This is a genomic window from Limnochorda pilosa, assembly GCF_001544015.1.
GTDB lineage: Bacteria > Bacillota > Limnochordia > Limnochordales > Limnochordaceae > Limnochorda > Limnochorda pilosa.
In genome coordinates, this window is sequence record NZ_AP014924.1 from 461,450 (window position 1) to 488,287 (window position 26,838).

The window sequence follows — 26,838 nt, forward strand, 5'->3', positions numbered from 1 at the left end:
CGGTGCGGCGTCTGAAGGGCAGATCGAGATGGGAGGATGAGCCGTGATGCGAATCGAGCGCCTGGCCGCGGGAACGAGCCGGACCCGGAGGACCTGCCTCTGGCCGGCCGTCCTGGGCCTCGCCGTCGCCCTGGCCGGCATGGCGGTCGCGCCGGCCGGTGCGGCCGGAGCGTCCAGGCCCGCGATCATCACCTCCGCGGGGCAGAGCTCCGACGCGGTGATGGTCAACGTGCTGGCCAACACCCAGCTGAAGCTGGGCCTGGAGTACGATCCGCTGGTCGGGGCCGATGAGCTGGCCGGATACAACACCCTGGTGGTGGTCGTCGGCTCGAGCGCCAAGGGCCTGGGTGCCGCCGGCATCGACGAGGCCCAGGAGCTGGCGCGGGTCCAGGCGATCATGGAGCAGGCGGACGCGAGCGACATGTTCGTGCTCCTGATGCACGTGGGCGGCACCGCCCGCCGGGGGCCCGCCTCGAACCAGCTGATCGAGGCAGTGGCGGCCCACGCCGACGCCATGATCGTGGTCAAGGCCGGCAACGACGACGGCCTCTTCACCGAGTTGGCCCGGCAGCACGGGATCCCGCTCACCGAGGTGGAGCGGATCGTCGACGCCCGGGAGCCGCTGACGGGCCTGTTCGGGAACTGAGCGAGGGACTGAGTCACGAACTGAGTCAGGGGGAGCGCGGGTGTTCTCACCAGCGGTGGTCGTAATGGTCATGGTCGTCCTCTTCGCCGTCGCCGCCCTGGCGGCCCGCGCTCCCATCGGGCTCGCTCTCGCCCTGGCGGCGGCTGCGGGAGGCCTGCTGGGCGGGCTCGCCCCCGATCTCCTGCGCCACCTGCTGGAGGGCAGCCTCGGCTACCTGGACACCATGCTGATCATCGCCGCGGCGATGATCTTCGTGAAGGCGACGGAGCTGTCCTGGGGCCTGCCCAGCCTGGCTTCGGGCCTGGTGGCCCGCTTCGGGCGGAAGCCGGTGCTGCTCCTGCCGCTCCTGGCTCTGGTGGTGATGCTCCCCGGCATGATCACCGGCTCCTCCACGGCCTCCGTTCTCACCACGGGCGCCCTGGTGGCGCCGGTGCTGGTGGGCATGGGCATGGAACGGAGTCGGGCCGGGGCGTTCATCGCCATGGCGGCCATCTACGGCATGCTGGCGCCGCCGGTCAACATCCCGGCGATGCTGATCGGGGGCGGGGTGGACCTGCCCTACGTGGGCCTGGAAGGACCCCTCCTCCTGGGCACCCTGCCGCTCGCGCTGGTCACCGCATGGTACCTGGGACTGCCTATCATGGGGGGGAAGGGCAGCTCCCCGGCTGTCGCCGCCGGCGGCCCGGGGGGCCTTCCCTCGCCCGCGGGCGGGGCCGAGCGAGCCGGTGCCTGGCGCCACTGGCTCCCGTGGCTGGTGGTCGCCCTGCTGATGGCGACGGGCAGGCTCTGGCCCGGCATCGTCCCGGACCTGGGGCTCCCGCTGGTCTTCCTCATCGGCGCGGGGGTCGCCTGGCTCGTGGGTGCGAGGCGCTTCTCCTGGAGCGCCTGCGCCCGGGAGGCGGTGGCGGCTGCCATCCCGGTCCTGGCCATCCTGGTCGGGGTGGGCATGTTCATCCAGGTCTTCACCGCCACTGGCGGCAGGGGCTGGGTGGTGGTGGGCCTCCTCGCGATGCCTGCCCTGGCCCAGTACGGGGCGATGGCGGTGGGACTCCCCCTCTTCGGTGCGGTGTCGGCCTACGGAGCCGCCTCGGTGCTGGGGGTCCCCTTCCTGCTGGCCTTCCTGGGCAACAACGACCTGGTGACCACCGCCGGGCTCTCGCTCCTGGCGGGCCTGGGCGACCTGATGCCGCCCACGGCCCTGGCAGGCATCTTTGCCGCGCAGGTGGTGGGCGAGCCCTCGTACTGGGGAGTCCTGCGGCTCACCCTGGTGCCTGCACTGCTCACGCTCCTGGCGGGTCTGGCCATGGTCGCCTGGGCCGGGCCGATCGGGCGTCTTCTCTTCGGCTGAGGGGGCAGGCAGATGCAGTGGATCTACTGGGTGCTGGTGATCTACGTGGCGGGCCTGGTCGCGTGGCACCTGCTGCGGGGGCGGCGGTTCCGCGACCAGCTGACGGCCGCGCTGGTGCTGCTTCCCCTGCTGCTCCGGGCCTTCTGGATCCGGTGAGCCGTCCTGGCCGGCGCCCGATGGATCGATCTGGGACCGCATTCTGCCGAGGAACGAGCGAACGAGGAGAGGGGATGGAGAGGATGGCGCACTCGTCCTTCCGGAGAGTCTTCGTCGTCCTGCCGGCCGTGCTGGGGCTGGCGGTGCTCGTGGGCGCGGGCGCGGCCGCGGCGGGCCCCGGCCCTTACGTGAGCCACGACATCCGGCCGGGGGCGGGGGTCACCCGGGTTGGCTGGCTGAGCGAGTATCATCCGGCCCTGAAGGGGACGCCCGGCGACACGCGGGTCTACGTCCTGGAGGGCTCCGAGCCGGGGGCGACGGTCTTCGTGGCCGGCGGGACCCACGGCAACGAGATCGCCGGGGCGATGGCCGCCACGGTGCTGGTGGAGAAGGCGGTGGTGACCCAGGGCCGTCTGATCGTCATCCCCCGGGCGAACAACAGCGCCGCCACCTACGCCGAGATCGAGTACGGCGACCCGGGGCAGATCTGGCTCGTCACGCCGAGCGGGCCCAGGGCCTTCCGCTACGGGGCGCGGCGTACCCATCCGGACCATCAGGGCGTGCCCGACCCGGCGGTCTTCGTCCATCCCCTGGGCGCGGAGTTCGAGGGGGCCGAAAGCCGTAACCTGGACCGGGTCCACCCCGGGAGAGCCGACGGCACCCTCACCGAGCAGGTGAGCTACGCGATCGTGGAGCTCCTCCGCCGGGAGAAGGTCCACGTCGCCTTCGACCTGCACGAGGCCGGGCCCACCTCGCGGCTGGCCAACATGCTGGTGAGCCATCCCAAGGGGCTGGAGATCGGCGCCCTCGCCCTGCTGAACCTGGAGTACGAGGGCATCTCCATGAAGCTCGAGCACTCGTCCGTGGACTTCCGGGGCCTGAGCCACCGGGAGTGGGGCGACGCCACGCCTGCCTACTCCTACCTGATCGAGACGCCGAACCCGGCCCAGGCTTCGGCGGGGAGCGACGAGCGCAGGAACGCGGATCCGGTGAACGACCCGGAGTCGCCCCTCTGGAAGCGGGTGGGTACCCACCTGGATACGGTCCGGAGCGTGCTGGACGCCTTCGCCATGACCGATCCGGGCTTCGCCTTCAGCTACGCCGCTCCGGGCTACGCAGAGCTGGAGGCTCGGGGCCTGGGGGCCAGCCTCAACTAGACGCCGGGGCTGCCAGGACCCCCGCCCTCTGCCGGGAGCGGGGGTCTTCCGCTTTTCTGGCCCCTTCCCTGCGGCTGCCAGCAGGAAGGCACCGGGCGCGCCTGCGAAGACATGAAGGTCGGGGTGGGGGGAGTGGCGTCGGTGGTGGAGGTGGCCCTGCTGGGGGCCGTTGCCGCGGGGCTGGGGATGGCGGAGCAGGCCCGTCTCCAGCGAGCCCGGGCCGCGGTGGCCGTGCGGGTGCACGTCAACGGAACCCGGGGGAAATCGACGGTCACCCGGCTCCTGGCGGCGGCGCTCCAGGCGTCGGGCGCCCGGGTGCTGGGAAAGGTGACCGGCACCGAGGCCCGCTGGCTCCTGCCGGACGGCACCGAGGAACCGGTGCGGCGCGGGGCCGGGGGAGCGACCATCCGCGAGCAGGCGCGGGCCGTGGTGCGTGCGGCTCGTCTTGGCTGCGACGCGGCCGTCCTCGAGTGCATGGCGCTCCGCCCCGAGCTCCTCTGGGTGAGCGAGCACCGGATGGTCCGCAGCACCCTGGGCGTGATCACCAACGTCCGGGACGACCACGGTGACGTGATGGGCCGCGACCGGGCCGAGATCGCCCGGACCCTGGCCAACACCATTCCTGCCGGCGGCCTCCTGGTGACCGGCGACGCAGCGGCCTTTCCCTTCTTTGCCGAGGAGGCCCGGCGCCGGAAGAGCCGAGCCTACCTGGCATCCCCTCTCGATCCGGCGAGGGCGCCTGCAACCCTGGGCGCTGCCCTGGCCTGGCACGCGCCCGAGAACCTGGGCGTCGCGATGACGGCCGCGAGGCTCCTGGGCGTGGACGAGCCCACCGCCTGGCGGGGTTTCGCGGCCGCGCTGGTGGAGCCGGGTACCGCCGCCTGGACGGTGGGCCGCCTGAGGGACCCGGGCGCGGGCGAGCGCTCCACCGTGCTCCTGGTGGACGCCCTGGCGGCCAACGACCCGGACTCTTTCCGGCGGGTGATGGAGGGCGCGCTGGCCGCCTGCCCGCCGGCGGCCGGCTTCGAGCTGCGGGTGATCTACCACCACCGGGCGGATCGGTCCGAGCGGGCAGGGAGGTTCGGGGGTCGCCTTCCTGAGGTCCTGCGGAGCGTAGGTTCGGAGCACCCGGCACGCGTCTGGGCCACGGGCGACAGGGGCGGTGCGCGCCTCCTGGGGGCGGGCGCCTGCCAGGGCCCCGGGGCCCCCGGCCTCCTGCTGGCCCGGTGGGGCGTGGAGCCGGGAGCCGGCGGGGGAGCAGATGAGGCTCCCGGCGGGCGGCCGGGTGAGGGTTCGGGCGGGGATCCGGGGTCCACCCGCCCGCACGTGGTGGTGGTCGCCTGCGGCAACACCCGGGGCGCCAGGAGCTGGCAGGAAGGGTACGGCCCCTGGCAGCCGGTGCCCCTGGGGCGGGCCGCCGGGGCCGGCGAGCCGGCGGCGGCCGAGGGAGGCGTTGCGGGTGGTTGAGAGCGCGGTCGCGGTCGGGGTGCTCCTGAACCTGCTCCTCTACGAGGGCGTGGGCCTTACCGCCGGCGGCATGGTGGTGCCGGGCTATCTGGCCCTCTTCCTGGACCAGCCGCTCCGGGTCGCGGCGACCCTGCTCCTGGCCGTGGTCACCTGGCTCGTGGTCGCACGGGGCTTGGGACGGATGACGATCCTGTTCGGGCGGAGGCGCTACGGAGCGATGCTGGTGGTGGGGATCCTGGGCACCTGGGCGCTGGCCCGGCTGGCACCCCACGTGGCCGTGGCCGGTGCCGACGTGCGGGCGATCGGCTACATCGTACCGGGTCTCCTGGCCAACGAGATGGAGCGGCAGGGGGTCCTGACCACCCTCGCCGCCACCGCGGCCCTGGCCGTGATCACTCGGCTCATCCTCCTCCTCTTCACGGGCTGGGGACTCTGATGGGGCGACGTGCCGGCAGGGAAGCAAGAGGCGGCACCACGGCCGCCGCGCCTCAGGTGCTCCGCCCCAGGCAGGGGCGCTTTCCCCAGCCGCCGGCCCATCTTGCCCTTGCGGCGCTGCTCCTGCTGGCCGGCTACTACGCCGCGCTGGCGCTGGGCTGGCTGCCTCCCCTGGGCGAGGAAGGCCTGGCGGGCGGGAGCCTCCCCGATGCCATCCGCCGCGAGGCGGTGGCGAGGATGGCCCGGGCGTTGCCGGTCCTGGCCGAGGAGCGGGCCAAAAGGGGGTTCCCCCTGGACCCGGTCGCGGACCCCAACCGCACGGGGCTGATCGGGGTCGAGTTCACCGAGATCACCACCACCATGGGCGATCCGGTCGCCAAGAGGACGGCCGCCAACCCCCAGTGGGCGGGCGTCCTCGCCGAAGAGCTCTGGCGGGCGGGCGCCCGGCCGGGAGACGTGGCGGCCGCCACCCTGTCGGGGTCCTTCCCGGGCCTGAACCTGGCCGTCTTTGCAGCCGCCGACGCCCTGGAGCTGCACCTGGCGGCGGTCGCCTCCCTGGGGGCCTCCATGTGGGGCGCCAACCTGCCCCTGTGGACGTGGGCCGACATGGAGCGGACCCTCTGGGAGAAGGGCCTGATCGGCCAGCGCTCCCTGGCCTACGCGCTGGGCGGCGAGGGCGACCGGGGCGGCGGCCTCCTCCCCGAAGGGGTGGAGGCGCTCCGGGCAGCCGTCGACCGATCGGGCGTGCCTCTGCTGGCGGCCGAGGGCGGAAGCGCGTCCCCGGAAGGCGCGAGCCTGCAGGGCGCGAACCCGGCGGCACGGGACCTGGAGAACGCAGTCCAGGCCCGCCTGGAGCTCTTCGACGAGGTGGCGGCGCGCCACGGGGCCAGGATCGCGGCCTGCGTGAACGTGGGGGGCGGCCAGGCGGCCCTGGGGCGATGCCCGGCGATGCTCGCACTGCCGCCCGGCCTGAACCTGCCCCAGGAGGTGCCCGCCTGCGGCCCGGAGGCGGAGGCGGGGGTGCTCTCCCGGATGGCCGGGAGGGGCGTGCCGGTGATCCACCTGCTCAACATTCGGGAGCTCGCGCTGCGAAGCGGGCTACCCATCGATCCCGTCCCCTTCCCAGAGGTGATCCCGCCATGACCTCCCGGCGCGGGCTGGCGGGGCCTGCGCTCCTCGCCGCCGGGGTGGCGCTGCCGGCCCTCCTGCCCCATCAGGCCTTCGGCATCCTGCCGCTGGTGCGGGAGGCGATCGAGCTGCTGGACAGCGGCCGGCTCCTCCTGGCCGCGGGGGCGCTGGTGGTCCTGAACACGGTGCGGGCCGTCCCCATCTACCTGGGTGCCTTCCTGACGGCCGAGGCCGTCAAGACCAGCGCCCACGGGCAGGCGCGGCGGTGGCTCAGCTGGCTCGCGCCCCTGGCGGTGATCCCCACCGCCTACGTGCTGGTCCAGTGGATCCACGGGGTGCACTACGACTTCGGCGGCCCGGCCATCGCGGGGGTGTTGGCCGCGGCCCTGGTCCACCACATGGCCGAGGCGACCCACGGGCGGTTCATGCGGGGCGCGATCCTGACCGTCTTCCTCCTGGGCCTCCAGTGGTTGGACGTGGTACCGGCACTGACCCGGCATGGGTTCGGGAACGGGGAGCTCTCCATCGAGATCAAGCTCGCGGCCGGCTTCCTTCAGTCTGAGCGCCTCTTCAACCTCTGGGGGCTGGCCGGTTTCGACGTCTTCACGGCCATTGCGGTCCTGATGGCCAAGTTCATGGTGGACTACCGGAAGCACCTGGCAGTGATCGTTGCCAGGCAGCAGGAGGAGCTGCAGGTGGCCCGGGCCGAGGCCAGGGCCCGGGAGGAGGCCGAGCGGAACCGGGCCCTGGTGGAGGTCCAGGCGCTGGTCCACGACCTGAAGACCCCCCTGGCCACGGTCTCAGGCCTGGCGAGCCTCCTGGGGCTCTCGCTGCCCGTCGCCTCGGACCGGCGGCTGCGGGCTCACGTCAGCCGGGTGGAGAGGGCGGTGGCCACCATGAGCCAGATGATCGCCGAGATCCTCTCACCCCAGGCGGCCCGCCGGGTGGACGGCCACGAGCTGATCCGCTACCTGCGGGCGCAGCTCTCGGCCGTCGACAATCCGGCGGTGGGGGCAACCCCTTCGACCAGGCAGCCCCGGCCCACGGTCTTCCTGGTTACGGACCGCCTGCCGGCGGTACGGGTCAACCTGCTCAGGGCGAGCCGGGCCCTCTTGAACGTGCTCACCAACGCCCGGCGGGCCGCGGGGCCCGAAGGCCGCGTGCGCGTCCAGGTGGCGGGGACCTCACGCGAGCTCCGGATCCGGGTGCGGGACTGGGGGCCCGGCATGGACGCCGAGACTGCCCGGCGCGCCTTCGAGGCCGGCTTTGGTCGCTCGGGCAGCTCGGGGATGGGGCTCACCTTCGCCCGCCAGGTGGTGGAGGGGGAGCTGGGCGGCCGCATGACGCTCAGGAGCCTGGAGGGCCGGGGGACCCTGGTGGTGGTCCGCTTTCCGGCGTGCAGGGAGGGTGAGGCAGATGGCGGGTGAGAGCCGGCGGCCACTCCTGGCGGCGATTGACGATGATCCCGGGATCCGGTACACTCTGCGGAGCATCGCCCGCCACGCGGGCTGGATCATGGTCACCTTCCCCCAGGGTACGACGGCCCTGCGCTGGCTCGCGCGCCGGAGGCCGGACATCCTGATCATCGACTACCATCTGCCCGGCGAGAACGGCCTCGCCCTGACCCGAACCCTGCGCCAGATGGATCCGGAGCTGCCCATCGTGGTCCTGACCGTCGACGAGCGGCAGGAGCTGGCCGACGCCTTCTGGGAGGCGGGCGCGAGGGACTTCGCCCTGAAGCCGATCCGGGCCCCCGACCTGCTGGCGCGGCTCCGGGTTCACCTGGAGCGGCGGCGGGAGGCGGGCGAAGCGAGGGAGAGTGCTCCCCGCACACCGGCCGGGCCTTCCGCCGGCGGCGCCGGCTCCGAGAATCTGCCCAAGGGGATGCAGCAGGCGACCATGGAGGCGGTGATCCGGATCCTCACCAAGGCTCCCGGAGGGGTGGCCGTTCAGGACGTGGCCGAGGCCGGGGGGTTCGCCCCAGCGACGGCCTACCGTTACCTGCGCCACCTGGAGGCGCGGAGGCAGGTACGCGTCTCCCTGGAGTACCAGGCGGTGGGACGGCCAAAGAAGGTGTATAGGCTGCGCTGAAGTACACCGGAGGCTGGATCCTGGCGTGAGTTTCCGCTCTAGCCGCGGCAGATGCGGGTGAGTCACCATCAGGATGTTCTTCGCGGATCACCCTCCTGCGCACTTCCACGCTCAGGATGGTGACCGCACCGCGTGCAGCCAGGCCTCGACCTCCCGGGGGGAACGCAGGTGGATCACCCGCAGGTGGCGGTGCTCCGGGCGGTGGAAGAGCTCGGGGTACTCACGCCTGCGCCGGCGGTAGGTCCGCAGGGCCCACAGAAGGATCGAATCACGGCTGAAGACTCGCCCCAGGCTCTCCCGGTTCCCGGACCACAGCTCCCGCCGGAGCAGCGTCCGTGCCAGAGTGCGCCGCAGCAGACGGCCCATGATGACGGGTGGGGAGAAGTCCAGCCAGACGACGGTATCCGCCGCGGGCCAGAGGAGATCCCGCACCCTGCTGTAGTTGCCGTCGACCACCCAGCCCTCCTGCCGGCCGGGGGCTCGGTCGGGCGTCGGGCCTGGGCTCGCAGTGGCCAGCGGTGGTCCCGTCTCGTGGGTCCCCATCGCTTGGCCGGGTTGATGCGTCTCCTCCACCCGAGCTCAACCCCCCAGCGGTTGGAGCCACAGCTCGCGGCGGCGGGGCCCGTCGAACTCGCAGAAGAAGACGCGCTGCCACCGCCCGGGTGACCGCCTCGGTCACGTCGATCCACTCGGTCGACTGGTGGCTCTCCACCGCCAGCGCTTGCACGCTGCATCCCCCCGTTCCAGAGCCTCTCCGTCCGGGAGCCCCGGCCACGAGCCTCTGGGGCGCCGGACTTCTCTTATTCCCCGACCGAGCCGGGATGCCTGCCGGCCGCAGTCGGGCCATAATGGTTTGGACGCTCGACGCCGGAGGGTCAAGCGCTGCAGGGTCGAACACGGAAAGGGGATGGGGACCATGGCGGGCAAGTTCCTGCTCAGCGACGAGGAGTGGAGGAAGCGCCTGTCGCCCGAGGAGCATCGGGTGCTGCGCAGGGCCGGCACGGAGCCGCCCTGGGAAGGGTGCTTCGTGGGGACCAAGGAACCAGGGACGTACGTGTGTGCCGCCTGCGGCAACCCGCTCTTCAAGTCCGGGGAGAAGTTCGAGTCGGGAACCGGTTGGCCGTCCTTCACGCAGCCCATCTCACAGGACGCCGTGACCGAGCACGAGGATCGCTCCCACGGCATGATCCGCACCGAGGTCCGTTGCGCCCGCTGCGAGAGCCACCTCGGGCACGTCTTCCCGGACGGCCCCCCGCCGACCGGCTTGCGCTACTGCATGAACTCCGTCGCCATGAAGCACGTGCCCCAGGGGCAGCCGATCCCACTGGTCACGGAGTAGACGGTCTCCCCGGCCGGGAGGCGCCTGGGTTCCGAAGGGAGGGTCTACTACACCAGATGGCGCAGGCCCTGGGAGCCTCATGAGGCGGTCGAAGCCGCTCGCTCGACCGGCGGTGGGAGGCTGCGTGTCCATCGAAGCCAGGTCGTTACTGACACCGAGGTGTCAGGGCAGTCGCGGTCAGTCATGGAGTTCGGCAGCCTTGCTTGCGTAGAGGGAGTGGCGTACCCCGGTGAGCCACGACGACGCCACGCGATCGGTCCCGGCGGCGGCCCTCCGGCGCCTGGTCCTGGCCAGGAACGGGCTCCTGCGGTGGAGCCGCGGGCGGGGCCCGCACGGTGAGGGCGGCCCTTGGCGGGACGGGCTCGGGGGCGAGGAGGGCACGCTCCAGGCCATCCGCCGGCTGGAAGCGGTCCAGCTGGATCCTGTGGCCGTGGTGGAACGGAACCACCACCTGGTCCTACGCAACCGCGTCGCGTCGTATCGCCCCGAGCACCTGGAGGCCCTCTACCGGCAGAGGCGCGTTTTCGAGTACGAGGCCAATGCCCGCTGCGTTCTCCCCATGGAGGACTACGGCACCTTCGAGCCGATGCGCGTCCACCTTCGGTTCCTCCAGCCCCCCTTCTCGCCCGAGCTGCAGGCAGCGGCCGAATACGTACGCGAGCGCTTGGCCGCCGAGGGACCGCTCCCGGCCCGGAGCCTCGAATCGGGCGACCGCGTCAAGGGCTACTGGGACGCGGCCCCGAAGACCAAGGCCACCTCCCAGGCGCTGGAGCACCTGTGGGAGGCGGGGGAGGTGGTGGTGGCCCTGCGGCAGGGAGACGAGCGCCATTTCGCCCTGTCCGAGCTGTGGCTCGATCGGCCGGGCGGAACCGGCTCCTGGGAGCCTCTGCTGCACAAGTACCTGAGGGCGTACGGTGTGGCCGACACGGGCGACTTCCGCTTCGGCTGGCGCAAGTGGCCGGCCGCCGAGCGGAAAGCGGCCGTCGAGCGGCTGGTGAGGCAGGGCGAGCTCGAACGGTTTCGCATCGACGGCGCGCGCCGCACCTACTACGTCCTGTCGGAGTTCGTGCCGCTGCTGGAGGCATTGGCCGGTGCCACCGTGGCGCCCGATGTCTACCTGCTCCCGCCGCTGGACAACGTTCTCTGGCGCCGGGAGCGCGTGGCGGACCTCTTCGGCTTCGACTACACTTGGGAGATCTACCTCCCGCCGGCCAGGCGCCGCTTCGGCCCCTACGCCATGCCGGTGCTGGAAGGGGACCGTTTCATCGGCCGCCTGGACGCCAGGATGGACCGGTCCGACCGCGTGCTCCGGGTGGAACGCTTGACCCTGGAGCCTGGCGTGGAGCCGTCGCCCAAGCAGATGGCCAAGGTGTGGGCGGGCATCGAAGGCCTCGCAGGCGATGTCGGGGCGACCCGCGTCGACAGGCGGGCCACTCAAGGGGCGCCGCAGCCACAGGGCTAGCTCTGACGCTGCGGTGGAGGAGGGGCCCCCTGCCCTTCGGGCGTCCCGCGCGCAGGAAGCCTGCCGGCGAGCGCCGGCGAGATCACCCGGTGCCGCCGCCTCCTCGAGCTCACCCGGCACGATCTGCTCGCCACCGCAGGAAACCTGACCGACGCCGTGCTGGACTGGGACCCGCCCTACCGTTCCTTTGCCCCGTGGGCCCGGTGGCGTACGATCCGCCAGATCCTCTCACAAGCCCTTCTCCAGCTCGATCTCGTCGTGGATGGGGATCCCATGGTCCCCCACGCGCGGGATGGTCGGCTTCGCGTCCCGGGCCGCATCGACGGCGCCTGGATAGAGCGCCGCGAGCCGGTAGCCGCGCCGCTGGTAGAAGCGGAGGGCGTCCAGGTTGTCGTTGGTCGTGGTCAGCCAAACCCGGCGGCACCCGGCCTCCCTCGCGACCGCCTCCACCGCCTCGAGCAGGAGGCTGCCGATCCCCTTTCCCTCCAGCCGGGCGTTGAGGCTCAGCACTTCGCACTCGGGAGCGCCGCCCGCCTCCGAACCGATGCGGTAGGTGACGGCACCCACCCGCTCGCCGCCCTGCCAGGCTATCCGCGCCTCGAGGTCGTCGAGCCGGTGGCGCTTCCCCCGGCTGATCATCGTGGTGCCGCCCCACTCGGCCGTCCAGAGCTGCTCCAGCCACGCCCGGTCGACCTTCGTCGAGGGTGGGGTCACGGTGACCGGGCCCTCTGCGCTGGGGCCCTCCACGTGCGGCACGAGGCCACCTCCTTCGCGAACGGCCCACGCCTTCGACGCCGGCCGCCCGACAACCTGCGGCCGTGCCGTCTCCTGCCCCTGCCGCCGGCAGGAGACGGCGGGGCGGATCGTGGAGCTCGCCCGGGAGCGGGGCGCCGACTTCCTCCTCGTCGCAGGCGATGTCTTCGAGCACAAGACTGGACGAGCTCCAGCGCCGCCGGGCGGAGCTGCGGGCGGAGCTCGACGGCGTGGACACCCTCGAGGTGCGCTCGGGGTCCGGCGAGGCCGTTCAGCCGGAGGAAGAGCTGCGGGGCGTGGAGGCCAAGCTCAAAGAGCTTCTCGCCCCGTTCCTCGCCCGCTCCTCCGCCTCCTGCCGGGAGCTGAAGCTGAGCCGGGAGGAGCTGAAGGCCCGGCCCGAGCCGCACCTGGAGGGCCTCGCCGGGGCCCTGGAAGAAGCCGAGACCCGGCTCGCAGGGGCCCGTGAAGGGCGCGACCGAAGGGCGAGCGAGCTCGAGGCCGCCCGCGTGGAGAAGGCCCGGTTGGAGCAGGAACGGGCGGGGCGGGAGGCCGAGCGCGGCCATCACCAGGACACCGTCGCCAGGATCGTCGCCGAGGCCGGCTCCGAGCAGGCGGTGGAGCAGGCGTACCAGGAGGCCCGCCGCGAGCGCGACGCCGCGCGCGCCCGGGTGCAGGAGCTTCAGGAGAAGCTCTTCGTCCTCACCCGCTTGGCCCTGGCCCGCTACCTGGCCTCCGCCGAGGGCCGGCTGCTCTTCGTGCTGGACGACCCCCTGGTGAACAGCGACCCCGTGCGCCACCACCGCCTGGTGGAGCTGCTCGAGGAGGCCACGGAGGACCTCCAGGTGGTGGTCCGCACGTGTCACCCGGAGCGGTGCCGGGGGGTGGCGGGAGGGTATTACCGCATGGCGTCGTAGGGGGTAGGCAGCGCATACGATCCGCGGAGGAGCCCGCTTCATGCCCCTGACGAACATCCGGAAGCGTGCGCCACGGCCCCCGGGCTCGGGTCGTGTGGCTGAGACAGGGTGAGCGCGTGTACGACCGTGAGATGCGGCACGTGGACTGGGACGAGGTGTTCCGGCGGCAGGTCCTCCGGAGCGCCGAAGTGGAGAGGTGGCTCGACGCCCTGGCGCTCCGGGCCGACGGCACGGTCGCGGACGTCGGCTCGGGGCCGGGCTACGTCACGCTGCGGGCCGCCGCCCGGCTCGGCCCCGGCGGCTGCGTCTTCGCCGTCGACCGCCGGGAGGAGGCCCTCGCCTACCTGCGTCACAAGCTGGCGGAGGACGGGCAGGCCGGGGAGCGGGGAAGGGTGGAGACCGTGGTCTCCGACGCGGAGAGCTTCACGCTCCCCCAGGCCGTCGACGCCGCCCTGGTGACCCACATGCTCCACCACACCGACCAGCCCCGCCGGGTCCTCGACGCGGTCCTCGCCGCCCTGGCTCCCGGCGGCCTCGCCGTCGTCGCCGAGTTCGATCCAGAAGCGCCGGGGGAGGTGGGTCCTCCGCCCGCCGAGCGGATTCCGCGCCCGGAGCTGGAGACCTGGCTCAGGGAAGCGGGCTTCGAGCTGCAGGGAGAGGTGCCGTCCGGGGTGGAGCAGTACGCCCTGCTGGTGCGGCGCCCGGAGCACCGGGCGGGATGAGGAACAGGCCGACCTTGCGTTGATGGACCTCTCTTTCACCCCATGGGTGTCGAGAAGGGCCGCGTCCTATGCGCTCCCCGTCTCCGTCTCCGTCACCGTGAAAGGGGCTGGGCGTAGTAGAGGTTGGCGACAGTGGGCGAGGTCCAAGCACGGGATGTGCAATTCCCTTCATTCCCGTGGCAGGATCTTGACTGTTGCAGAGCGGGCACGGAGTCCGATCATCGGGTTGAGGTAGGGGCTGCCGCGGTACTTCGCCCGGTAGGCGTCGTCGATTCGGTCTTGGATGGGCCCGTCCACCGGCTCGAAGGTGACTTCCCTGGTCATGCCGGCCACCGTGATCCGCCCTGCCTTCTGCCGCACCGCGGCCTGGTACCAGCGGGAGTTTTGCCCGTTGTAGGCACGCACGTAAACGGCGTCGTCCACCACGACGCACCAGACCCACGTGGGCGTGCCGTACGTCACCCCGTCCGCACGGAACGGCGAGACGTGGAGATCGTCGGCCACAGCGATCTTTTCCAATTCATCTTTTGACCATGTGCCCATGGTGGGACCTCCTCGGAACCGTCAAACACCAGTTCGCTATCCCCGGTACTGTTCCTGCGTGACGTGCTCCAGCCAGTCGGCGGTCTTGCCGTCGAGGGCTTCCTGGATGGCGATGTGCGTCATGGCCGTGGTGGGCGCGGCGCCATGCCAGTGCTTCTCGCCCGGCGGGATCCAGACCACGTCGCCGGGCCGGATTTCCTGGATGGGGCCTCCCCAGGTTTGGACCAGGCCGCGACCGGCGGTCACGATCAGGATCTGGCCCAGCGGGTGGGTGTGCCACGCCGTCCGGGCGCCGGGCTCGAAGGTGACCATCGCGGCCCGCACCCTCCCCGGATCGTGCGCCTCATACAGCGGGTCTACGCGCACGGAACCAGTGAAATACGCCTCCGGCCCCTTGCCGGAAGGCTGTGAGCCAGCGCGCCGAATCTCCAATCTCCCCACTCCTTCCCCCTAGAGTCCTGTCCTGCGCTCCAACTCTTCGGGGTACCGCGCCCCATGGATCGGGATGTGCGCGAGGACGTCCTCGATGTCCCGTAGCTCCTCCGGTGTCAGTTCCACGTCCACCGCCCCGATGTTCTCCTCTAGCCGGTGTAGCTTGGTCGTGCCCGGAATTGGCACGATCCATGGCTCTTGGGCCAGCAGCCAGGCCAGCGCAATCTGCGCGGGCGTGGCCCCCTTGCGCACGGCGATCTGCTTCAGCAAGTCCACCAGGGCGAGGTTGGCCTTGCGGTTCCCCGGCGTAAAGCGCGGGACGATGTTGCGGAAGTCGTCCGGCGCAAAGGCTGTCCGTTCGTCGATGGCCCCCGTCAAAAAGCCCTTGCCAAGGGGGCTGAATGGGACGAAGCCGATACCCAGTCCCTCGCACACGGGCAGCACGTCCTGCTCGGGACGCCGCCACCACAGCGAGTACTCGCTCTGCACGGCCGCCACGGGCTGGACCGCGTGGGCGCGACGGATGGTCTGTGCCCCAGCTTCCGAGAGGCCAAAGTACCGCACCTTGCCCTCCCTGATGAGGTCCTGCACCGTACCCGCCACTTCCTCGATGGGCACGCTGGGATCGACCCGGTGCTGGTAGTAGAGGTCGATGGTCTCCACCTTGAGCCGCCTGAGCGAGCCCTCCACGCTCTTGCGGATCTGTTCAGGCCGGCTGTCTTGGATCTGTTTTCCGTTCTCATCCCGCCGGATTCCGAACTTGGTGGCGATGATCACCTGCCCGCGGAAGGGGGCGAGGGCCTCGCCCACTAGCTCCTCGTTCGTGAATGGGCCGTAGACCTCGGCCGTGTCAAAGAAGGTGATGCCCCTTTCCACAGCCGCGCGGATGACGGTGATGGCCTCCTGCTTGCCCGCGGGAGGCCCGTAGCCGAAACTGAGGCCCATGCAGCCAAGGCCAATCGCCGACACTTCCAGACCACTGTTGCCAAGGTGGCGCTTTTTCAATTGTGCATTCCTCCTCTTTGCTCCGTCAGGGCTTCACCAGCACCTTGATGGCCCGCCGCTCGTCCATCGCCCGGTAGCCCTCTGCCGCCCGGTCCAGGGGCAGGGTCAGGTCGAAGACCCGGCCGGGCTGGATGCGGCCCTCCAGGACGTCAGGGAGCAGCTCGGCGAAGTACGCGCGGGCCGGGGCCGGGCCGCCGCCAATGGTCAGGTTGCCATAGAACGCCGGGTCGGAGGCGGGGATGGCCTCGTAGTGGGGGACACCGACGCGGCCCACGGCGCCGCCGGGCCGGGCGATCAGGATCGCCGTGCGCATCGCCTCCTCGGTCCCGACGCACTCCAGAACGGAGTGGGCGCCGTAGCCACCCGTGAGTTCCCGCACCCGCTCCACCGCCGCCTCGCCCCGATCGGAGACGATGTCCGTGGCGCCGAATTCCTTGGCCAGGGCGATCCGATCCGGATGGCCGCCCAGGAGGATGATCCGCTCGGCGCCCAGGCGCTTGGCCGCGACCACCCCGCACAGGCCCACGGCGCCGTCGCCCACCACCGCCGCCGTCTTCCCCGGGCCCACCTTGGCCGTGACCGCCGCGTGGTGGCCCGTGGCCATCACGTCGGTGAGGGTGAGCAGGGAGGGCATGAGCGTCTCGTCCACCTCCGCCCGTAGGGGAAAGAGTGTGCCGTCGGCGAAGGGGGTACGAATCGCCTCGGCCTGCGCTCCGCCCACCTCCGGGCTGCCGAAGAACCCGACGTGCACGCAGGCGGTCGGCAACCCCTCGTGGCAGAAGACGCAGGTTCCGTCCGAGTACGCGAAGGGCATCAGTACCGTATCGCCGGGCTTGACGGTGCGGACCTCGGGGCCGACCGCTTCCACCACGCCAATGGCCTCATGCCCCATGGGGATGCCGTTCGGGCCGAAGGGCCGGTCGTCAAGTCCCCGGTACGGCCATAGGTCGCTCCCGCAGATGGAGGCATGGGTGACCCGTATGATAGCATCGGTGGGCTCCACCAGGCGGGGGTCCGGGACGCTTTCCACCCGGACGTCGCCGGGACCGTACATGATGGTCGCGCGCATGGAAACGCACCTCCTGTTGCGGACTACCCGGCCAGGGACGATCCACAGCCGTTGCACCCTTATTGTGGCCGCTGCCGGCAGTGTCGGATGAGACGAATCTCTTGGCCGGGCAAGGCAACTGTAATGCATTAGAGAGACTCTAAGTCAACAAGGCTTGCTAGAGTCCCACGTGGCGAGAGCCCCAAGTGGTGGTGTCAAAGTTCAGGCCGCATGGGCCGAGTCTGGTGCCTCTTGACACAAGAGGTCACCGGCGCTTCCCTTCGGGTTGGACGAACATCCCCCGAAGGGAGGCTGGCTGACCGGTGACCATTGGCTTTAGGATGGCACTTCTTGATCCATTGCGCCAATACCCGGGCATGGCAGATCTTGGAATTGCCCCGATTGCGTGGACACCCCGATACTTGCGGCATAGGCCCCGGAAAGATCAGCTCCCCAGGGCCCCTTCCGAGCCGACGAACCACGCCTTGCCGCCGGGGCCCGACGCCGACTGGGGCACCTTCCGGGTCTCGACGCGGCCCCGGGGCGTCACGACCCGCATGCTCTCCACCGCGGTCTCGATCTTGCCGCACAGGGTGGCGGAGCGGCCGCCGGCGCGGGTGGCGATCCAGCCGCCCACCGTGGAACAGGTGTAGGACTGGGGGCAGTGGCGGAAGGCCAGTCCCTCGCGGCGCAGGGCCTCCTCCAGGTCGGGGCCGAGGATGCCGGCCTGCACCCGGGCCCGGCGGCTCAGCTGGTCGATCTCCCGCACCGCCCGCATCTCCCGCAGCTCGACGCTGAGGACCCCGGCGTAGTTCGGCGGCACGTCGGGTTCGATGCCGCCCACCACCGAGCTCTCGCCGCCCGGGGGGATCAGCGCCACCCGCCGGGCTTCGGCGAACTCGAGGAGGCGCAGGAGGTCGTCCTCGCAGGTGGGGTACACGACGACGTGGAGGGCCCGCTCGTAGGGCGTGGCGACGATGCGCCCACGGAATGTTGTGGGTTGGCCGCGGGTAGGCCCTGACGTCATCAGCGGCCCACCCGCTCGTCTATGGTCCAAGGGATTGGTAGAGTCAAGGCGTAAGTCACTAGAGCAGCTCGAACCAGGTGGAGGGGACATGATGTACACCATTAAGAAAGTCGCAGAGATGACGGGCATCTCCGGGCACACCCTGCGTTTTTACGATAAGGAGGGCCTGTTCCCGTACGTTGCCCGCGATCAAAACAACGTGCGCGTCTTCTCGGACGAGGATTTGGAATGGGTCCGTACTGTAAAGTGCTTGCGCGATACGGGCATGCCGCTGGCTGAGGCCAAGGAGTATGTCCAGCTCTGCCTGCAGGGGGACGCCACCATCCCAAGGCGTTACGAAATGCTCCGGAAGCAGCTGCAAAAGGCGGAACAGCATCTGGTTGAGATACAAGACAGGATGAATACTCTGAAGATGAAAACGGAGTATTACAAGGGGGTGCTGGAAGGGAAACGCCAGGACCTCTGGAATCCGGTGCACTTTACACGGGCGGACAGGAAACCACAGAGGAAAGAGAAAGACCCCTCCTCCATGCCGGCGTAGGCCGGGCATGGCGACATGCCGCCCGCGCCCCAGCCCCGGACAGGCCTTTGGTCCGGCGTTTCGTGTACACTACGTGCTCAGTGCAAGCCGGATCGTCTGCCAGGCGGCTCGGTGCGTCCAGAGCGCTGGCAGCCGGAGGATCATCCGCCGTGCGTGGCGCACCAGCAAGGCCGGTACCCGGAGCAAGGTCCGTTGCGGGCGGGTCGCGGTGTGGTGGCGATAGGGCGCCGGGGCCAGCTCCTCCAGCAGGGCTTGCGTGCCGAGGTGGGCATCTCCCCGGACGAAGCGGACCGGGCGGCCCTCCGGGAGCTGCTTCTTGGCTTGGCGGTAGAAGCGGATGACCTCCCGGGCGTTCGGGGTCTTCCCCGAGCGCAGGGCAGCGTGCAACAGCGCCCGGCTCTGCCCTCGAAGGCGACGAAGGGCTGGTAGCTCCGCCGGCCATGGTAGCGGGGGTTGTAGCCCACGGCCGCGCCCTGCTGGCGGCCGTGGATCGTCTCCACGGTGTTGTCGATGTCCACGATAGCCCCGCCGCAATTCCGGAGGAGAGGGTGGAGCATCTCCCGGTGGACACCCTCCAGCCCCGCTACCTCCCGGCGGCTCCCGAAGCGATCCAGCGCCCGGTAGCCGGTGGCCGGGTGGGGCAGCTTCCTCAGCCGGAGCTTGGCCGCGCCCAGAGGGCACCCGGCGGGTCGTACTTCAGCTCAGCGGTCTCGATCATACGGCCCATCCCCAGGGCGGCCTTCAGGATCAGGTACTCCACCTCGGTGGTCCGGGAGTAGGTGGCCCACAGAGACTTGGGGGTGAGGTGCCGCTCCAGGCCGGGTGCCCCCTGGGCGCGGGAGCCCGAGATCGTCGAAGAGGTCGACCAACAGGTTCGCCCCGCCGAACGCCGTGAGACCGTGTTTGTCGAAGCGTTCCTCGATCTGCGGTGCGGGGAAGGAAAGCAAGGGGGAAGGCGTCGAAGCGTTCACCCGGAAGGTGCCCTTTCGTTGTTTGGATTTGGTCATCATCTCCTTCCTAAAAAGCCTCCTGCGAAATCTCGGTTGATGCATTGTTTGGCAAAGGCAGAGCGGATCGCCTGCGTCGAGTCGTGTCCCAGCTATCCTCCCGGGCACGAGAACGGACCGTCATCAACGAGCCTGCAGAAGCCTTGAAGGAACTTGGTGGCGAGTACGTGCTGCCGTTCCGGTTCGTGTCAGCGACGGGCGGGCCTTCGCTGCGTCCTCCGGCCGTGCGTCGATCCCCATGACTCCACCTCCCCGCATTGCGCTCCGCCCGTCAGGAAGCGATCACCAGGCGGCCCAGCGGCCCTGTCCGCCGGCTGAAGGCGCCGGCTCCATGGACGGCTGCAGGCCCGCAGGCGGCACGATGGCGCGCAGCCAGTCTTCGGGCGACGCGGCGCCCCAGCCGCGCTCGGCGAGCAGGCGCAGGAGCGCCGCGGGGTCGTCGGCGGTCATGCCGTCTACGCCGGCGTCCAGGGCCCTGCGGGCATCCGCCGGCTCGTGCACCCCGTAGGCCCGCACTTGGAGGCCCAGGGCCCGTACCTCCGCCACCGCCTTGGCCGCCAGCCCCTTGGCCGGCGGGCAGAGCTGCGCGATGCCCCGTCTCACGGCCCGGCGGGCCAGGTCCGGGTCCAGGGCCGGGCAGAGGAAGCCAGCGGAGAGCCGCCGCTCCAGGGACAGGGCGTCCAGCAGCGCCCCCCAGTGGAATGAGGTCACCTGCACCCGCCCCACCCACCCCCGGGCCCGAAGCAGCCGCACCGTGGGCGCGACGGCCCTGGGGTCCTTCAGCTCCAGCACGAAGGGAAGGTCGGGGAACTCCTGCAGCGCTTCTTCCAGGGCGAGGATCCTCTGGCGCCCGTGCTCGGGCCCGAAGTGCCCTGAGGCGTCGAGCGCCCGTAGCTCCGCGAGGGTGAAGTCGTCCACGGGACCTCGGCCGTCGGTCACCCGGTCCACCCAGGCGTCGCGGCCTCCTCATCCGTCCGCGCAAAGCGCCGGCCACGACCTCCGGCGACGGCGCAGGAAGGGGCCGGCGCGCCCCGAAGGCAGAACGGGGCGCCGTGCCGTACCAGGCGATCGCACGCGGCAGACCCCATCATCCGGAAGCGCCAGCGGGGGTCTGGGGCCATGGCCAGCGGTTCACCCGCGACGTCGAAGTCCAGTCGTAGGGCCGGCAGCCCGCGCGCCCGCCGGGCGTGGGTGATCCTCGCCGCGCTCGTGGTCGTCCTCTGCCTCGCCACCTACGGCTCGATGGTGTGGACCATCTCGGGCATCTTCGCCAAGCACGTGGTGGCGGGCGACGGCCTCGGCCCGGAGAGCTTCGGGCTGCAGGCGGAGACGGTATCCCTCACCAGCTCGGACGGGCTCGCGCTCCAGGCGTGGTGGGTCGTTCCCCAGGCGGAGCCGAAGGGCACGGTCATCCTCCTGCACGGCATGGACGGGATGGACGCCACCTCCATGCTCGGGCACGCACGATTCCTCGGGGACGCCGGCTACGCGTCCCTGGCGCTCGACATGCGGGCGCACGGCCGAAGCGAGGGGGACCGCATCGGGCTCGCGTTCGAAGAGCCCCGGGACGTCTCTGCGGCCATCGACTGGGTCCTCGCCCAGGAGCCCGTCGCCGGGAAACCCCTCATCCTCCTGGGCGCCTCCCTGGGTGGGGCGACGGCCCTACGCGCCGCTGCCGCCCGGCCCGAGGTGGACGCGGTCGTCAGCGAGGGCTCCTACGCCTCCGTCGACCGCATGGTCGTGGGCTTCATGGAGATGATGGGCGCGCCCAGGGCCCTGGCGCTGGCGCTCGACCCCTTCGCCAAGCTCGCGCTCCTCACCCTGTACGGCGTCTGGCCCGCCACGGCGTCGCCCGTCCACGACATCGGCGCCATCGCCCCCCGGCCGGTCCTGCTCATCCACGGGGAGAAGGACGACCAGATCAGCCTGGACCACCTGGCCGCCCTCCAGGCCGCGGCCGGACCCGGCGCCGAGGTGTGGGTCGTCCCCGGCGCCGGGCACATCGTCTTCGAAGACGTCGCGCTGGGCCCGAGGGACGGCACGTACAAGGCGCGGCTGGCGGAGTTCTTGTCCGAGGTGGTCGAGGGGAACGGGCGAACCGACCGAGGGGTGTAGCGGGGCGAGGGGGTCTGCGCCGGTGGCCCGGGTCTGGTGTAGGATCCCCCTCCGTCTCCGTCCCCGGTGCTGGGAGTGGCGGCCTTGGACGTGCTCTACTACTGGAGGTCGGACAACTACCGGCAGGATCGGGCGTTCGGCTTCGGCTACCACCTGAACCAGGGGAGCCCGCTCCTCTCGAGGCTGGAGCGGGGCGCGCACGTCTGGGCCTTCACGCGCCGGGCGCGGGACGGTGCTTACGTGCTGGCGGCGGACCTGGTGGTGGGGGCGGTAACCGCCAACCGCGCCGGGTACCGCTACGGTCGCTGGCGGGTCTGGGGCGACCTGGAGCGCACCCGGTACTTCGACGTGGACCACGGCCCCGATGCGGAGCCCGTCCTTCGCTCCCTGACGATCCGGGCGGCGTCCCGGCACTTGGGCCAGAGCTTCCAAGGCTACGCCGCCGTCCGGCCGCTCCGTCCCGACGATGCCGCGCGCCTGGCCGACTTCGCCGCCTACCTGCCCATGGAGCCCCGGGTGCCCATCATCTACACCGAGGATCAGTTCGAGGCCGCCTTCCTCCAGGGAGGCATCGACCTGGTGCGCCACCACATGGTCCGGGAGACGGCGGCCGACCTGGACGTGCGCCAGGCGTACCTCTACCGCCCCGCCCGCGTGGCCCGCTCGCAGGCACTGGCCCGCGAGCTCTACCAGCTCTACGAGGGGCGCTGCCAGCTCTGCGGGATGGATCCCGGCAAGCGCCTTGGCGCGGAGATCAGCCAGGCCCACCACGTAGTCTGGCTCTCCCGGGGCGGGGACGACGAGCTGGAGAACCTGGTGCTCCTCTGCCCCAACCACCACCGCAGCGTCCACGTCGTCGACGCCCCCCTCGACTATCGCGGCCCTGCCTTTCTCTTCCCGAACGGGGTGAGGGAGGAGGTGCGGATCAACCGGCACCTGCCGGTGGCGCGGTAGGGGGTGTCCGCCACTCGACGGTCGTCCGACCCGCTCACGGGCCGTCCAACGTAGTGCACCTGCTCTTGCTCACGGGACTGTGAGTCTTGCCGACTCGCACCGTATTACGACAATCGAATAGGTGTTCCTCCTACGGCCGCGCCTCCCCGGGTCGGCTATTCTCAGCGGGGTTCGTGAGGCACTAACGTAGGCTGATCGACGGCGGCTGTTCCCTCCCAGGATCGATCAAACCACCTGTACACGGTGGACGCCGCACCGCGGGTTGGCTGGGGGGGGGCGGACAAGGGTGCCAATGGACTCCGAGCGCGCCGGATGCCGGCTGGCAGCTCACGCGTCCCGAGCGGGACTCCAGGCAGAGGACCGGCCTGCCCTGTGAGGAATGACTGACCCAGGGAGGCGGCTACATGGGCGACATCAAGCTCTTCCGCGTGAACGGAGGACGAGCGACCGAGCTTTCGGGGAGCTCGGTGGCCCTGGAGAGATCACTTCAGACGCTCATGGAAAGCAACCTGGAGGCTCTGCTGGGTGTGCGGTTCCTGGCGAGCGAGTACGAGACCGGCCCGCAGCATCGAGGGCGCGTCGACACGTTGGGCGTCGATGAGAACGGGAGTCCGGTCATCATCGAATACAAGCGGGCCACGAACGAGAACGTCGTCAACCAGGGTCTCTTCTACCTCGACTGGTTGTTGGATCACAAGGCGGAGTTCGAGCTCCTGGTCCTTGAGCGGCTGGGCAAGGAGGAGCGGCAGCGGATCGACTGGACGGCACCGAGGCTCGTCTGTGTCGCCGGAGACTTCACGCGCTACGACGAGTACGCCGTGAAGCAGATGAACCGCAATGTCGAGCTGATTCGCTACCGCCGCTTCGGGGAGGACCTGCCGACCTCGACCGAGCTCGGGACCTCATCCAGAGGAGCTACGATGCTAGCTAACGACGAGGCGCACGAGGCGGAAAACGGTCGACCGGCTCATGGCCCACGGTGGAACCGGCACCCGGGCCTTGACACGCGGGCGAATCCGGGATACCTTTCCTGTAGAGGTAAGTTTAGCGCTAAATGCATGGCATTCCTGGCGCCTGCGGACGGACGGGGGAGGTGGGAAACGTGGCACCCAGGCTCAATGACGTGGCCCGAGTCGCGGGTGTCTCGCCCACGGCGGTCTCCCTGGTCCTGCGGGGCGAGCACGGTTCCCGCGTCAGCGCGGAGACGGCCCGCCGCATCCAGGAGGCCGCACGCCGCCTCAACTACGTCCCGAACCGCATGGCCCGCGGCCTGGTTACCCGGCGATCGGGGATGATCGGCCTGTGGGTCCCGTTCCACGGCCCCCTGCTCCTCAACTTCTTCCTCGGCCAGCTCCTGGCCGGGGTCCAGCACGTGGCGCAGGAACGAGGCTTCGACCTGGTCCTCTACTCCGAGCCCCAGGAGGCCGGGGCTCGATACGGCAGCATCCCAGCCCAGCGCCTGGCCAGCAGCAGCGTGATCGACGGCCTTCTCCTGGTGAGCACCCGCTACACCACGCCCGAAAGCCTCCATGGGAACCTGGACCGCCTGGCCGAGTTGGGCATGCCCTTCGTGGTGGCCAACCACTGGCCGCCGGTCTCGAGCAGGTACTCCTGCGTGGGGATCGCCGAGGACGAGCGGATCCGACTGGCGTTGAACCACCTGGTCGGATTGGGGCACCAGAGGATCCTCCTCCTGGGTGGGGATCCCTCGAGCGTCACGGCTCAGAAGGCCTGGCAGGCCTTCCGCGAGCAAGCACGCGCCCAGAGCGTCGACCGCGAGTGGTACGACACGGCCGGAGGCCGCTGGTACCTGGAAGGCGGCTACGACGAGAGCCGTGCCTATACCGCTGTCTTCCGAAAGCTGCTGGCCGGCTCCCAAGCCACGGCCATCCTGGCCATGAGCGACGAGATGGCGATCGGTGCCCTCAGGGCGTTGAGGGAACGCGGCATGAGGGTGCCGGCCGACATGTCCGTCATGGGTTGCGACGACATCATCCTGGCCTCATACGTGGACCCGCCCATCACCACGCTACGTTCGCCCGCCTTCCAGATGGGGGTGACGGCCGCTGAGATCCTCCTGGCTCAACTGAATGGCGACTCCAGGCCGCAGCAGGTGATGTTGCACTCGGAGCTGGTCGTGCGGGCGTCGACAGGTCCCTACGGGCAACGAGAGGAGAGCCCGGAGGCGCCCGCAGCGCCCTGATGCGTCCAGGCTGGCACGCCGAAAGGAGAAGCCCGTCCCGCGCTCCACGGCGGGCGACGGGCGGGCGGAACGAAAGGGAGGGAAGGCAAGTGGTCAAGCTGCGCAAGTGGGGCCTTCTGGCTGTCGCGCTGGGAGCGATCCTGGTCCTCGGCACCGGCAGTGCACAGGCTGCGGGCCTGGTCTACTCGGGCTGGCTGGGTGAGGAGGGGCAAGCCCGGGCGTCCGTGCAGTACGTCATCGAGCGGTGGAACCAGGAGCACCCCGACCAGGCCGCCCGGTGGGAAGGCTGGCCCTTTAGTCAAGCGCTAAACCAGATGATCCTCCGCTACAACTCGGGGGCACCCGTCGACACTGCGCACATCAACACCGACTGGCTCCCGGTCCTGGTGGGCGCAGGCGCCCTGGTGGACCTGCGAACCGTTCTGGACCCCGCCGTCTTCGAGACCTTCGACCCGGCGGCACTGGGGGCGGGCACACAGGACGGCGTCGTCTACGGCCTGCCGCGCACGATCGGCTCCATCGCCATGATTTCCAACCCGGAGCTCCTTCAGAAGGCCGGCATCTCCCGCGCCCCGCGCACCGTCAAGGAGTTCGAGGCGGCCCTGGCAGCATTGCGCAAGGCCGACCCCGATGTGATTCCCTACGCCTTCGCCACCGACGTGGGCACCCTGGGCAAGGACTTCCAGATGTGGCTCTGGACCTTCGGCGGCCGTGTGTTCGGCGACGACGGGCGCGTCACCATCGACGGCCCCGAGGGGGTCGCCGCGCTGAGCTGGCTCAAGGAGCGTGTGGACAGGGGTGAGATCGCGGTCGGCCTCTCCCGTTTCGACGCACGCACCCTCTTCGCCAACCGCCGTGTCGGCTTCTACGACGACGCCGTGGTGGCCAAGGGGATCCTGCGCAACCAGTCGGGCGTCGCAAGCGACGGGGAGCTGCTGGCCTTTGCCCGCCCCATGGCCCGGCCCGTGCTGGAGGAGGACGACCCGCCCGCCCACCTGCTGTGGGGGCACCTGCTGGTCGTCTTCGACGGCCCGAACGCCAAGGCGGCCGCCCGCTTCGCCGCCCTGGCCGCGAGCACGGACGCGGCGCTGGTGCGGTATCGGAACGAGGGGGTGCCGCCGGCGACCCGAGAGGCCCTGGCAGCTCCCGAGGTGAAGGACGACGCGTGGATCAGCGGTTGGGTGCCGGCGCTCACTCGGACGGCCCGCCCGGCCGAGACCGAGGCCTTCGCCCAGAAGGCGGCCCTGGAAGCGATCATCGCCGAAGAGGTCCAGGGAGCCCTGACCGGCCAGAAGAGCGTGGAGCGGGCGCTGCGCGACGCGTCGCGGCGTCTGACGGAGGCCACGCGTTCCAAGTGAACGAGGAAGCCAGGGACTCCGGTCCGACGGGGAGGGTCACGCCATGGCCTCGGCACCGTTGCACGAGCGCGAGCTAGCCCAAGCGAACGCAGGGAGCCGGACCGTGTCTCGGCGTGACGAGCGGGCAAGGGCCCGGTTCGGGCTCTTGCTCGCCGCCCCCGCGGTCCTCATCTTCGTTGCGATCATCGGGTACCCCTTGGTCCAGTCGGTGATCACGTCGCTCTACGACGCGAGCCTGCTCCGCCCCGGACGCGCCTGGGTGGGCCTGGAGAACTTCAGGAGCGTGCTGGGCGGGAGCACCTTCTGGCCGATCCTGCGGGCCACGGGCGTCTTCGTGCTCGGAACCACGGGCCTGGGTGTGGCGCTTTCCTTCCTGTGGGCGCTCTTCCTCAACGAGAGCTTTCCGGGCCGGAACGTGCTCCGGGGCCTTTCATTGATCCCGTGGATCGTTCCTTCCACGGTCGGGGGGTTCCTGTGGCTCTGGATGTTCCACGGCCAGTTCGGCGTGATCAACGGGTTCCTCCGGACGCTGGGCGTCCTCGACCGGCCCATCGTCTGGCTGGCCAGCCCCGCCTGGGCACAGGCTGCCGTGATCCTGGCCCGGGTGTGGCAGGCGATGCCGTGGTACACGCTCCTCCTCCTCGCTGGCCTCCAGGGCATCGACCGGCAGATCCTGGAGGCGGCCCGCGTCGACGGGGCCGGCAACCTCCGGCTGGTCACCCGCGTCATCCTGCCCCAGGTCCGGTTCATCCTCTTCCTGACGACGATGCTGGCGCTCATCGGCAACCTGCAGCACTTCGACCTCATCTGGGTCATGACCGGCGGCGGGCCGGGGCGCGCCACCGCCACCTTCTCGGTGGAGGTGTACCAGCAGGCCTTCCAGCGTTGGGACACGGGCACCGCGGCCGCCATCGGCGTTCTGTGGATGGGTTTCATCTCGGTGGTCGCCTTCTTCTATCTGCGGCGTCTTGACGTGGGGGAGTGAGG

Annotated in this window: 28 protein-coding genes and 2 pseudogenes; 20 read left to right on the plus strand and 10 right to left on the minus strand. The window is 70.7% G+C overall.

The annotated features are described in order from the left end of the window. The first annotated feature begins 46 nt into the window (after positions 1-46). The 9 genes from LIP_RS02095 (at position 47) to LIP_RS02130 (ending at position 8,428) form a co-directional block, all read left to right on the plus strand. Positions 47-646 (plus strand): DUF6305 family protein, encoded by a 600-nt coding sequence (locus LIP_RS02095; RefSeq protein WP_231699369.1) that lies wholly within the window; start codon positions 47-49, stop codon positions 644-646. A 40-nt stretch (positions 647-686) separates the two neighbouring features. Beyond that, entirely contained in the window at positions 687-1,994 is a 1,308-nt protein-coding gene (locus LIP_RS02100; RefSeq protein ID WP_198409654.1) for a hypothetical protein, read from the plus strand. Between the two features lie 12 nt (positions 1,995-2,006). Beyond that, positions 2,007-2,150: a hypothetical protein gene (locus LIP_RS18765; RefSeq protein WP_158509522.1), complete on the plus strand. Its 144-nt coding sequence runs from the start codon at positions 2,007-2,009 to the stop codon at positions 2,148-2,150. Between the two features lie 74 nt (positions 2,151-2,224). Then, positions 2,225-3,307: a M14 family metallopeptidase gene (locus tag LIP_RS02105; RefSeq protein ID WP_068133714.1), complete on the plus strand. Its 1,083-nt coding sequence runs from the start codon at positions 2,225-2,227 to the stop codon at positions 3,305-3,307. A gap of 141 nt (positions 3,308-3,448) precedes the next feature. Continuing rightward, entirely contained in the window at positions 3,449-4,774 is a 1,326-nt protein-coding gene (gene pgsB / locus LIP_RS02110) for a poly-gamma-glutamate synthase PgsB (RefSeq protein ID WP_158509523.1), read from the plus strand. Next, a complete protein-coding gene (gene pgsC / locus LIP_RS02115) occupies positions 4,767-5,210 on the plus strand; it encodes a poly-gamma-glutamate biosynthesis protein PgsC (protein ID WP_068133721.1) in 444 nt (147 codons plus the stop codon). The genes pgsB and pgsC overlap by 8 nt, the downstream gene beginning before the upstream one ends. Further along, entirely contained in the window at positions 5,210-6,352 is a 1,143-nt protein-coding gene (gene pgsW / locus LIP_RS02120; RefSeq protein WP_082725737.1) for a poly-gamma-glutamate system protein, read from the plus strand. The genes pgsC and pgsW overlap by 1 nt, the downstream gene beginning before the upstream one ends. Continuing rightward, positions 6,349-7,764 carry a sensor histidine kinase gene (locus tag LIP_RS02125; RefSeq protein ID WP_068133725.1) on the plus strand — a complete coding sequence of 472 codons (1,416 nt, stop codon included), beginning with the start codon at positions 6,349-6,351 and terminating at the stop codon, positions 7,762-7,764. Before pgsW ends, LIP_RS02125 begins: the two co-directional genes overlap by 4 nt. Beyond that, positions 7,754-8,428 carry a response regulator gene (locus LIP_RS02130; protein WP_068133731.1) on the plus strand — a complete coding sequence of 225 codons (675 nt, stop codon included), beginning with the start codon at positions 7,754-7,756 and terminating at the stop codon, positions 8,426-8,428. The genes LIP_RS02125 and LIP_RS02130 overlap by 11 nt, the downstream gene beginning before the upstream one ends. 111 nt (positions 8,429-8,539) lie before the next feature. On the opposite strand, the gene LIP_RS02135 is transcribed toward LIP_RS02130, so the two are convergent. Both LIP_RS02135 and LIP_RS20275 read right to left on the minus strand, forming a co-directional pair. Further along, entirely contained in the window at positions 8,540-9,001 is a 462-nt protein-coding gene (locus tag LIP_RS02135; RefSeq protein WP_144440286.1) for a P-loop NTPase family protein, read from the minus strand. Between the two features lie 6 nt (positions 9,002-9,007). Further along, a pseudogene (locus LIP_RS20275) lies at positions 9,008-9,082 on the minus strand (secondary thiamine-phosphate synthase enzyme YjbQ); the annotation flags it as partial. A gap of 262 nt (positions 9,083-9,344) precedes the next feature. Between LIP_RS20275 and msrB the strand changes: the two are divergent. After that, positions 9,345-9,767: a peptide-methionine (R)-S-oxide reductase MsrB gene (gene msrB / locus LIP_RS02140; RefSeq protein WP_068141368.1), complete on the plus strand. Its 423-nt coding sequence runs from the start codon at positions 9,345-9,347 to the stop codon at positions 9,765-9,767. A 229-nt stretch (positions 9,768-9,996) separates the two neighbouring features. Then, positions 9,997-11,229: a winged helix-turn-helix domain-containing protein gene (locus LIP_RS02145; RefSeq protein WP_068133737.1), complete on the plus strand. Its 1,233-nt coding sequence runs from the start codon at positions 9,997-9,999 to the stop codon at positions 11,227-11,229. Between the two features lie 228 nt (positions 11,230-11,457). Here the strand turns inward: LIP_RS02145 and LIP_RS02150 are convergent, their stop codons facing one another. Then, entirely contained in the window at positions 11,458-11,985 is a 528-nt protein-coding gene (locus LIP_RS02150; protein ID WP_198409655.1) for a GNAT family N-acetyltransferase, read from the minus strand. Between the two features lie 158 nt (positions 11,986-12,143). Here LIP_RS02150 and LIP_RS02155 point away from each other — a divergent pair, with 158 nt between their 5' ends. Both LIP_RS02155 and LIP_RS02160 read left to right on the plus strand, forming a co-directional pair. Next, positions 12,144-12,896 (plus strand): AAA family ATPase, encoded by a 753-nt coding sequence (locus LIP_RS02155; protein WP_068133738.1) that lies wholly within the window; start codon positions 12,144-12,146, stop codon positions 12,894-12,896. 116 nt (positions 12,897-13,012) lie between these two features. After that, positions 13,013-13,618 carry a class I SAM-dependent methyltransferase gene (locus LIP_RS02160; protein WP_144440287.1) on the plus strand — a complete coding sequence of 202 codons (606 nt, stop codon included), beginning with the start codon at positions 13,013-13,015 and terminating at the stop codon, positions 13,616-13,618. Positions 13,619-13,786: 168 nt separating this feature from the next. Here the strand turns inward: LIP_RS02160 and LIP_RS02165 are convergent, their stop codons facing one another. The 5 genes from LIP_RS02165 to LIP_RS02185 form a co-directional block, all read right to left on the minus strand. After that, positions 13,787-14,161, minus strand: coding sequence for a DUF2255 family protein (locus LIP_RS02165; RefSeq protein ID WP_068133743.1), 375 nt, complete (start codon positions 14,159-14,161; stop codon positions 13,787-13,789). A gap of 36 nt (positions 14,162-14,197) precedes the next feature. Continuing rightward, complete coding sequence (locus tag LIP_RS02170) at positions 14,198-14,593, minus strand: (R)-mandelonitrile lyase (RefSeq protein WP_068133746.1); 396 nt, start codon at positions 14,591-14,593, stop codon at positions 14,198-14,200. Between the two features lie 18 nt (positions 14,594-14,611). Further along, positions 14,612-15,598, minus strand: a complete 987-nt coding sequence (locus tag LIP_RS02175; protein WP_068133749.1) for an aldo/keto reductase — start codon at positions 15,596-15,598, stop codon at positions 14,612-14,614. A 25-nt stretch (positions 15,599-15,623) separates the two neighbouring features. Beyond that, positions 15,624-16,667: a zinc-dependent alcohol dehydrogenase family protein gene (locus LIP_RS02180; RefSeq protein ID WP_068133751.1), complete on the minus strand. Its 1,044-nt coding sequence runs from the start codon at positions 16,665-16,667 to the stop codon at positions 15,624-15,626. A gap of 424 nt (positions 16,668-17,091) precedes the next feature. Further along, entirely contained in the window at positions 17,092-17,673 is a 582-nt protein-coding gene (locus tag LIP_RS02185) for an FAD-binding oxidoreductase (protein ID WP_068133754.1), read from the minus strand. Positions 17,674-17,761: 88 nt separating this feature from the next. On the opposite strand from LIP_RS02185, the gene LIP_RS02190 reads away from it, so the two are divergent. Then, on the plus strand, positions 17,762-18,214 hold the full coding sequence (locus tag LIP_RS02190; protein ID WP_068133757.1) for a MerR family transcriptional regulator: 453 nt from the start codon (positions 17,762-17,764) through the stop codon (positions 18,212-18,214). Positions 18,215-18,283: 69 nt separating this feature from the next. On the opposite strand, the gene LIP_RS19380 is transcribed toward LIP_RS02190, so the two are convergent. Both LIP_RS19380 and LIP_RS02205 read right to left on the minus strand, forming a co-directional pair. After that, positions 18,284-18,601 (minus strand): hypothetical protein, encoded by a 318-nt coding sequence (locus tag LIP_RS19380; protein ID WP_068133760.1) that lies wholly within the window; start codon positions 18,599-18,601, stop codon positions 18,284-18,286. Between the two features lie 902 nt (positions 18,602-19,503). Beyond that, positions 19,504-20,169: a glycerophosphodiester phosphodiesterase gene (locus LIP_RS02205; protein ID WP_068133765.1), complete on the minus strand. Its 666-nt coding sequence runs from the start codon at positions 20,167-20,169 to the stop codon at positions 19,504-19,506. A 171-nt stretch (positions 20,170-20,340) separates the two neighbouring features. On the opposite strand from LIP_RS02205, the gene LIP_RS02210 reads away from it, so the two are divergent. The 6 genes and pseudogenes from LIP_RS02210 to LIP_RS02235 all read left to right on the plus strand — a co-directional run bounded on the left by LIP_RS02210 (position 20,341) and on the right by LIP_RS02235 (position 26,836). Next, positions 20,341-21,336, plus strand: a complete 996-nt coding sequence (locus LIP_RS02210; RefSeq protein ID WP_082725739.1) for an alpha/beta hydrolase — start codon at positions 20,341-20,343, stop codon at positions 21,334-21,336. Between the two features lie 90 nt (positions 21,337-21,426). After that, on the plus strand, positions 21,427-22,290 hold the full coding sequence (locus LIP_RS02215; RefSeq protein WP_231699370.1) for an HNH endonuclease: 864 nt from the start codon (positions 21,427-21,429) through the stop codon (positions 22,288-22,290). A gap of 404 nt (positions 22,291-22,694) precedes the next feature. Next, a pseudogene (locus LIP_RS20280) lies at positions 22,695-23,168 on the plus strand (DUF91 domain-containing protein); the annotation flags it as partial. 224 nt (positions 23,169-23,392) lie between these two features. Continuing rightward, positions 23,393-24,493, plus strand: coding sequence for a LacI family DNA-binding transcriptional regulator (locus LIP_RS02225; RefSeq protein WP_068133777.1), 1,101 nt, complete (start codon positions 23,393-23,395; stop codon positions 24,491-24,493). Between the two features lie 89 nt (positions 24,494-24,582). Continuing rightward, a complete protein-coding gene (locus LIP_RS02230; protein WP_068133779.1) occupies positions 24,583-25,851 on the plus strand; it encodes an ABC transporter substrate-binding protein in 1,269 nt (422 codons plus the stop codon). A 103-nt stretch (positions 25,852-25,954) separates the two neighbouring features. Then, positions 25,955-26,836 carry a carbohydrate ABC transporter permease gene (locus LIP_RS02235; RefSeq protein WP_158509524.1) on the plus strand — a complete coding sequence of 294 codons (882 nt, stop codon included), beginning with the start codon at positions 25,955-25,957 and terminating at the stop codon, positions 26,834-26,836. Positions 26,837-26,838: the final 2 nt, after the last annotated feature.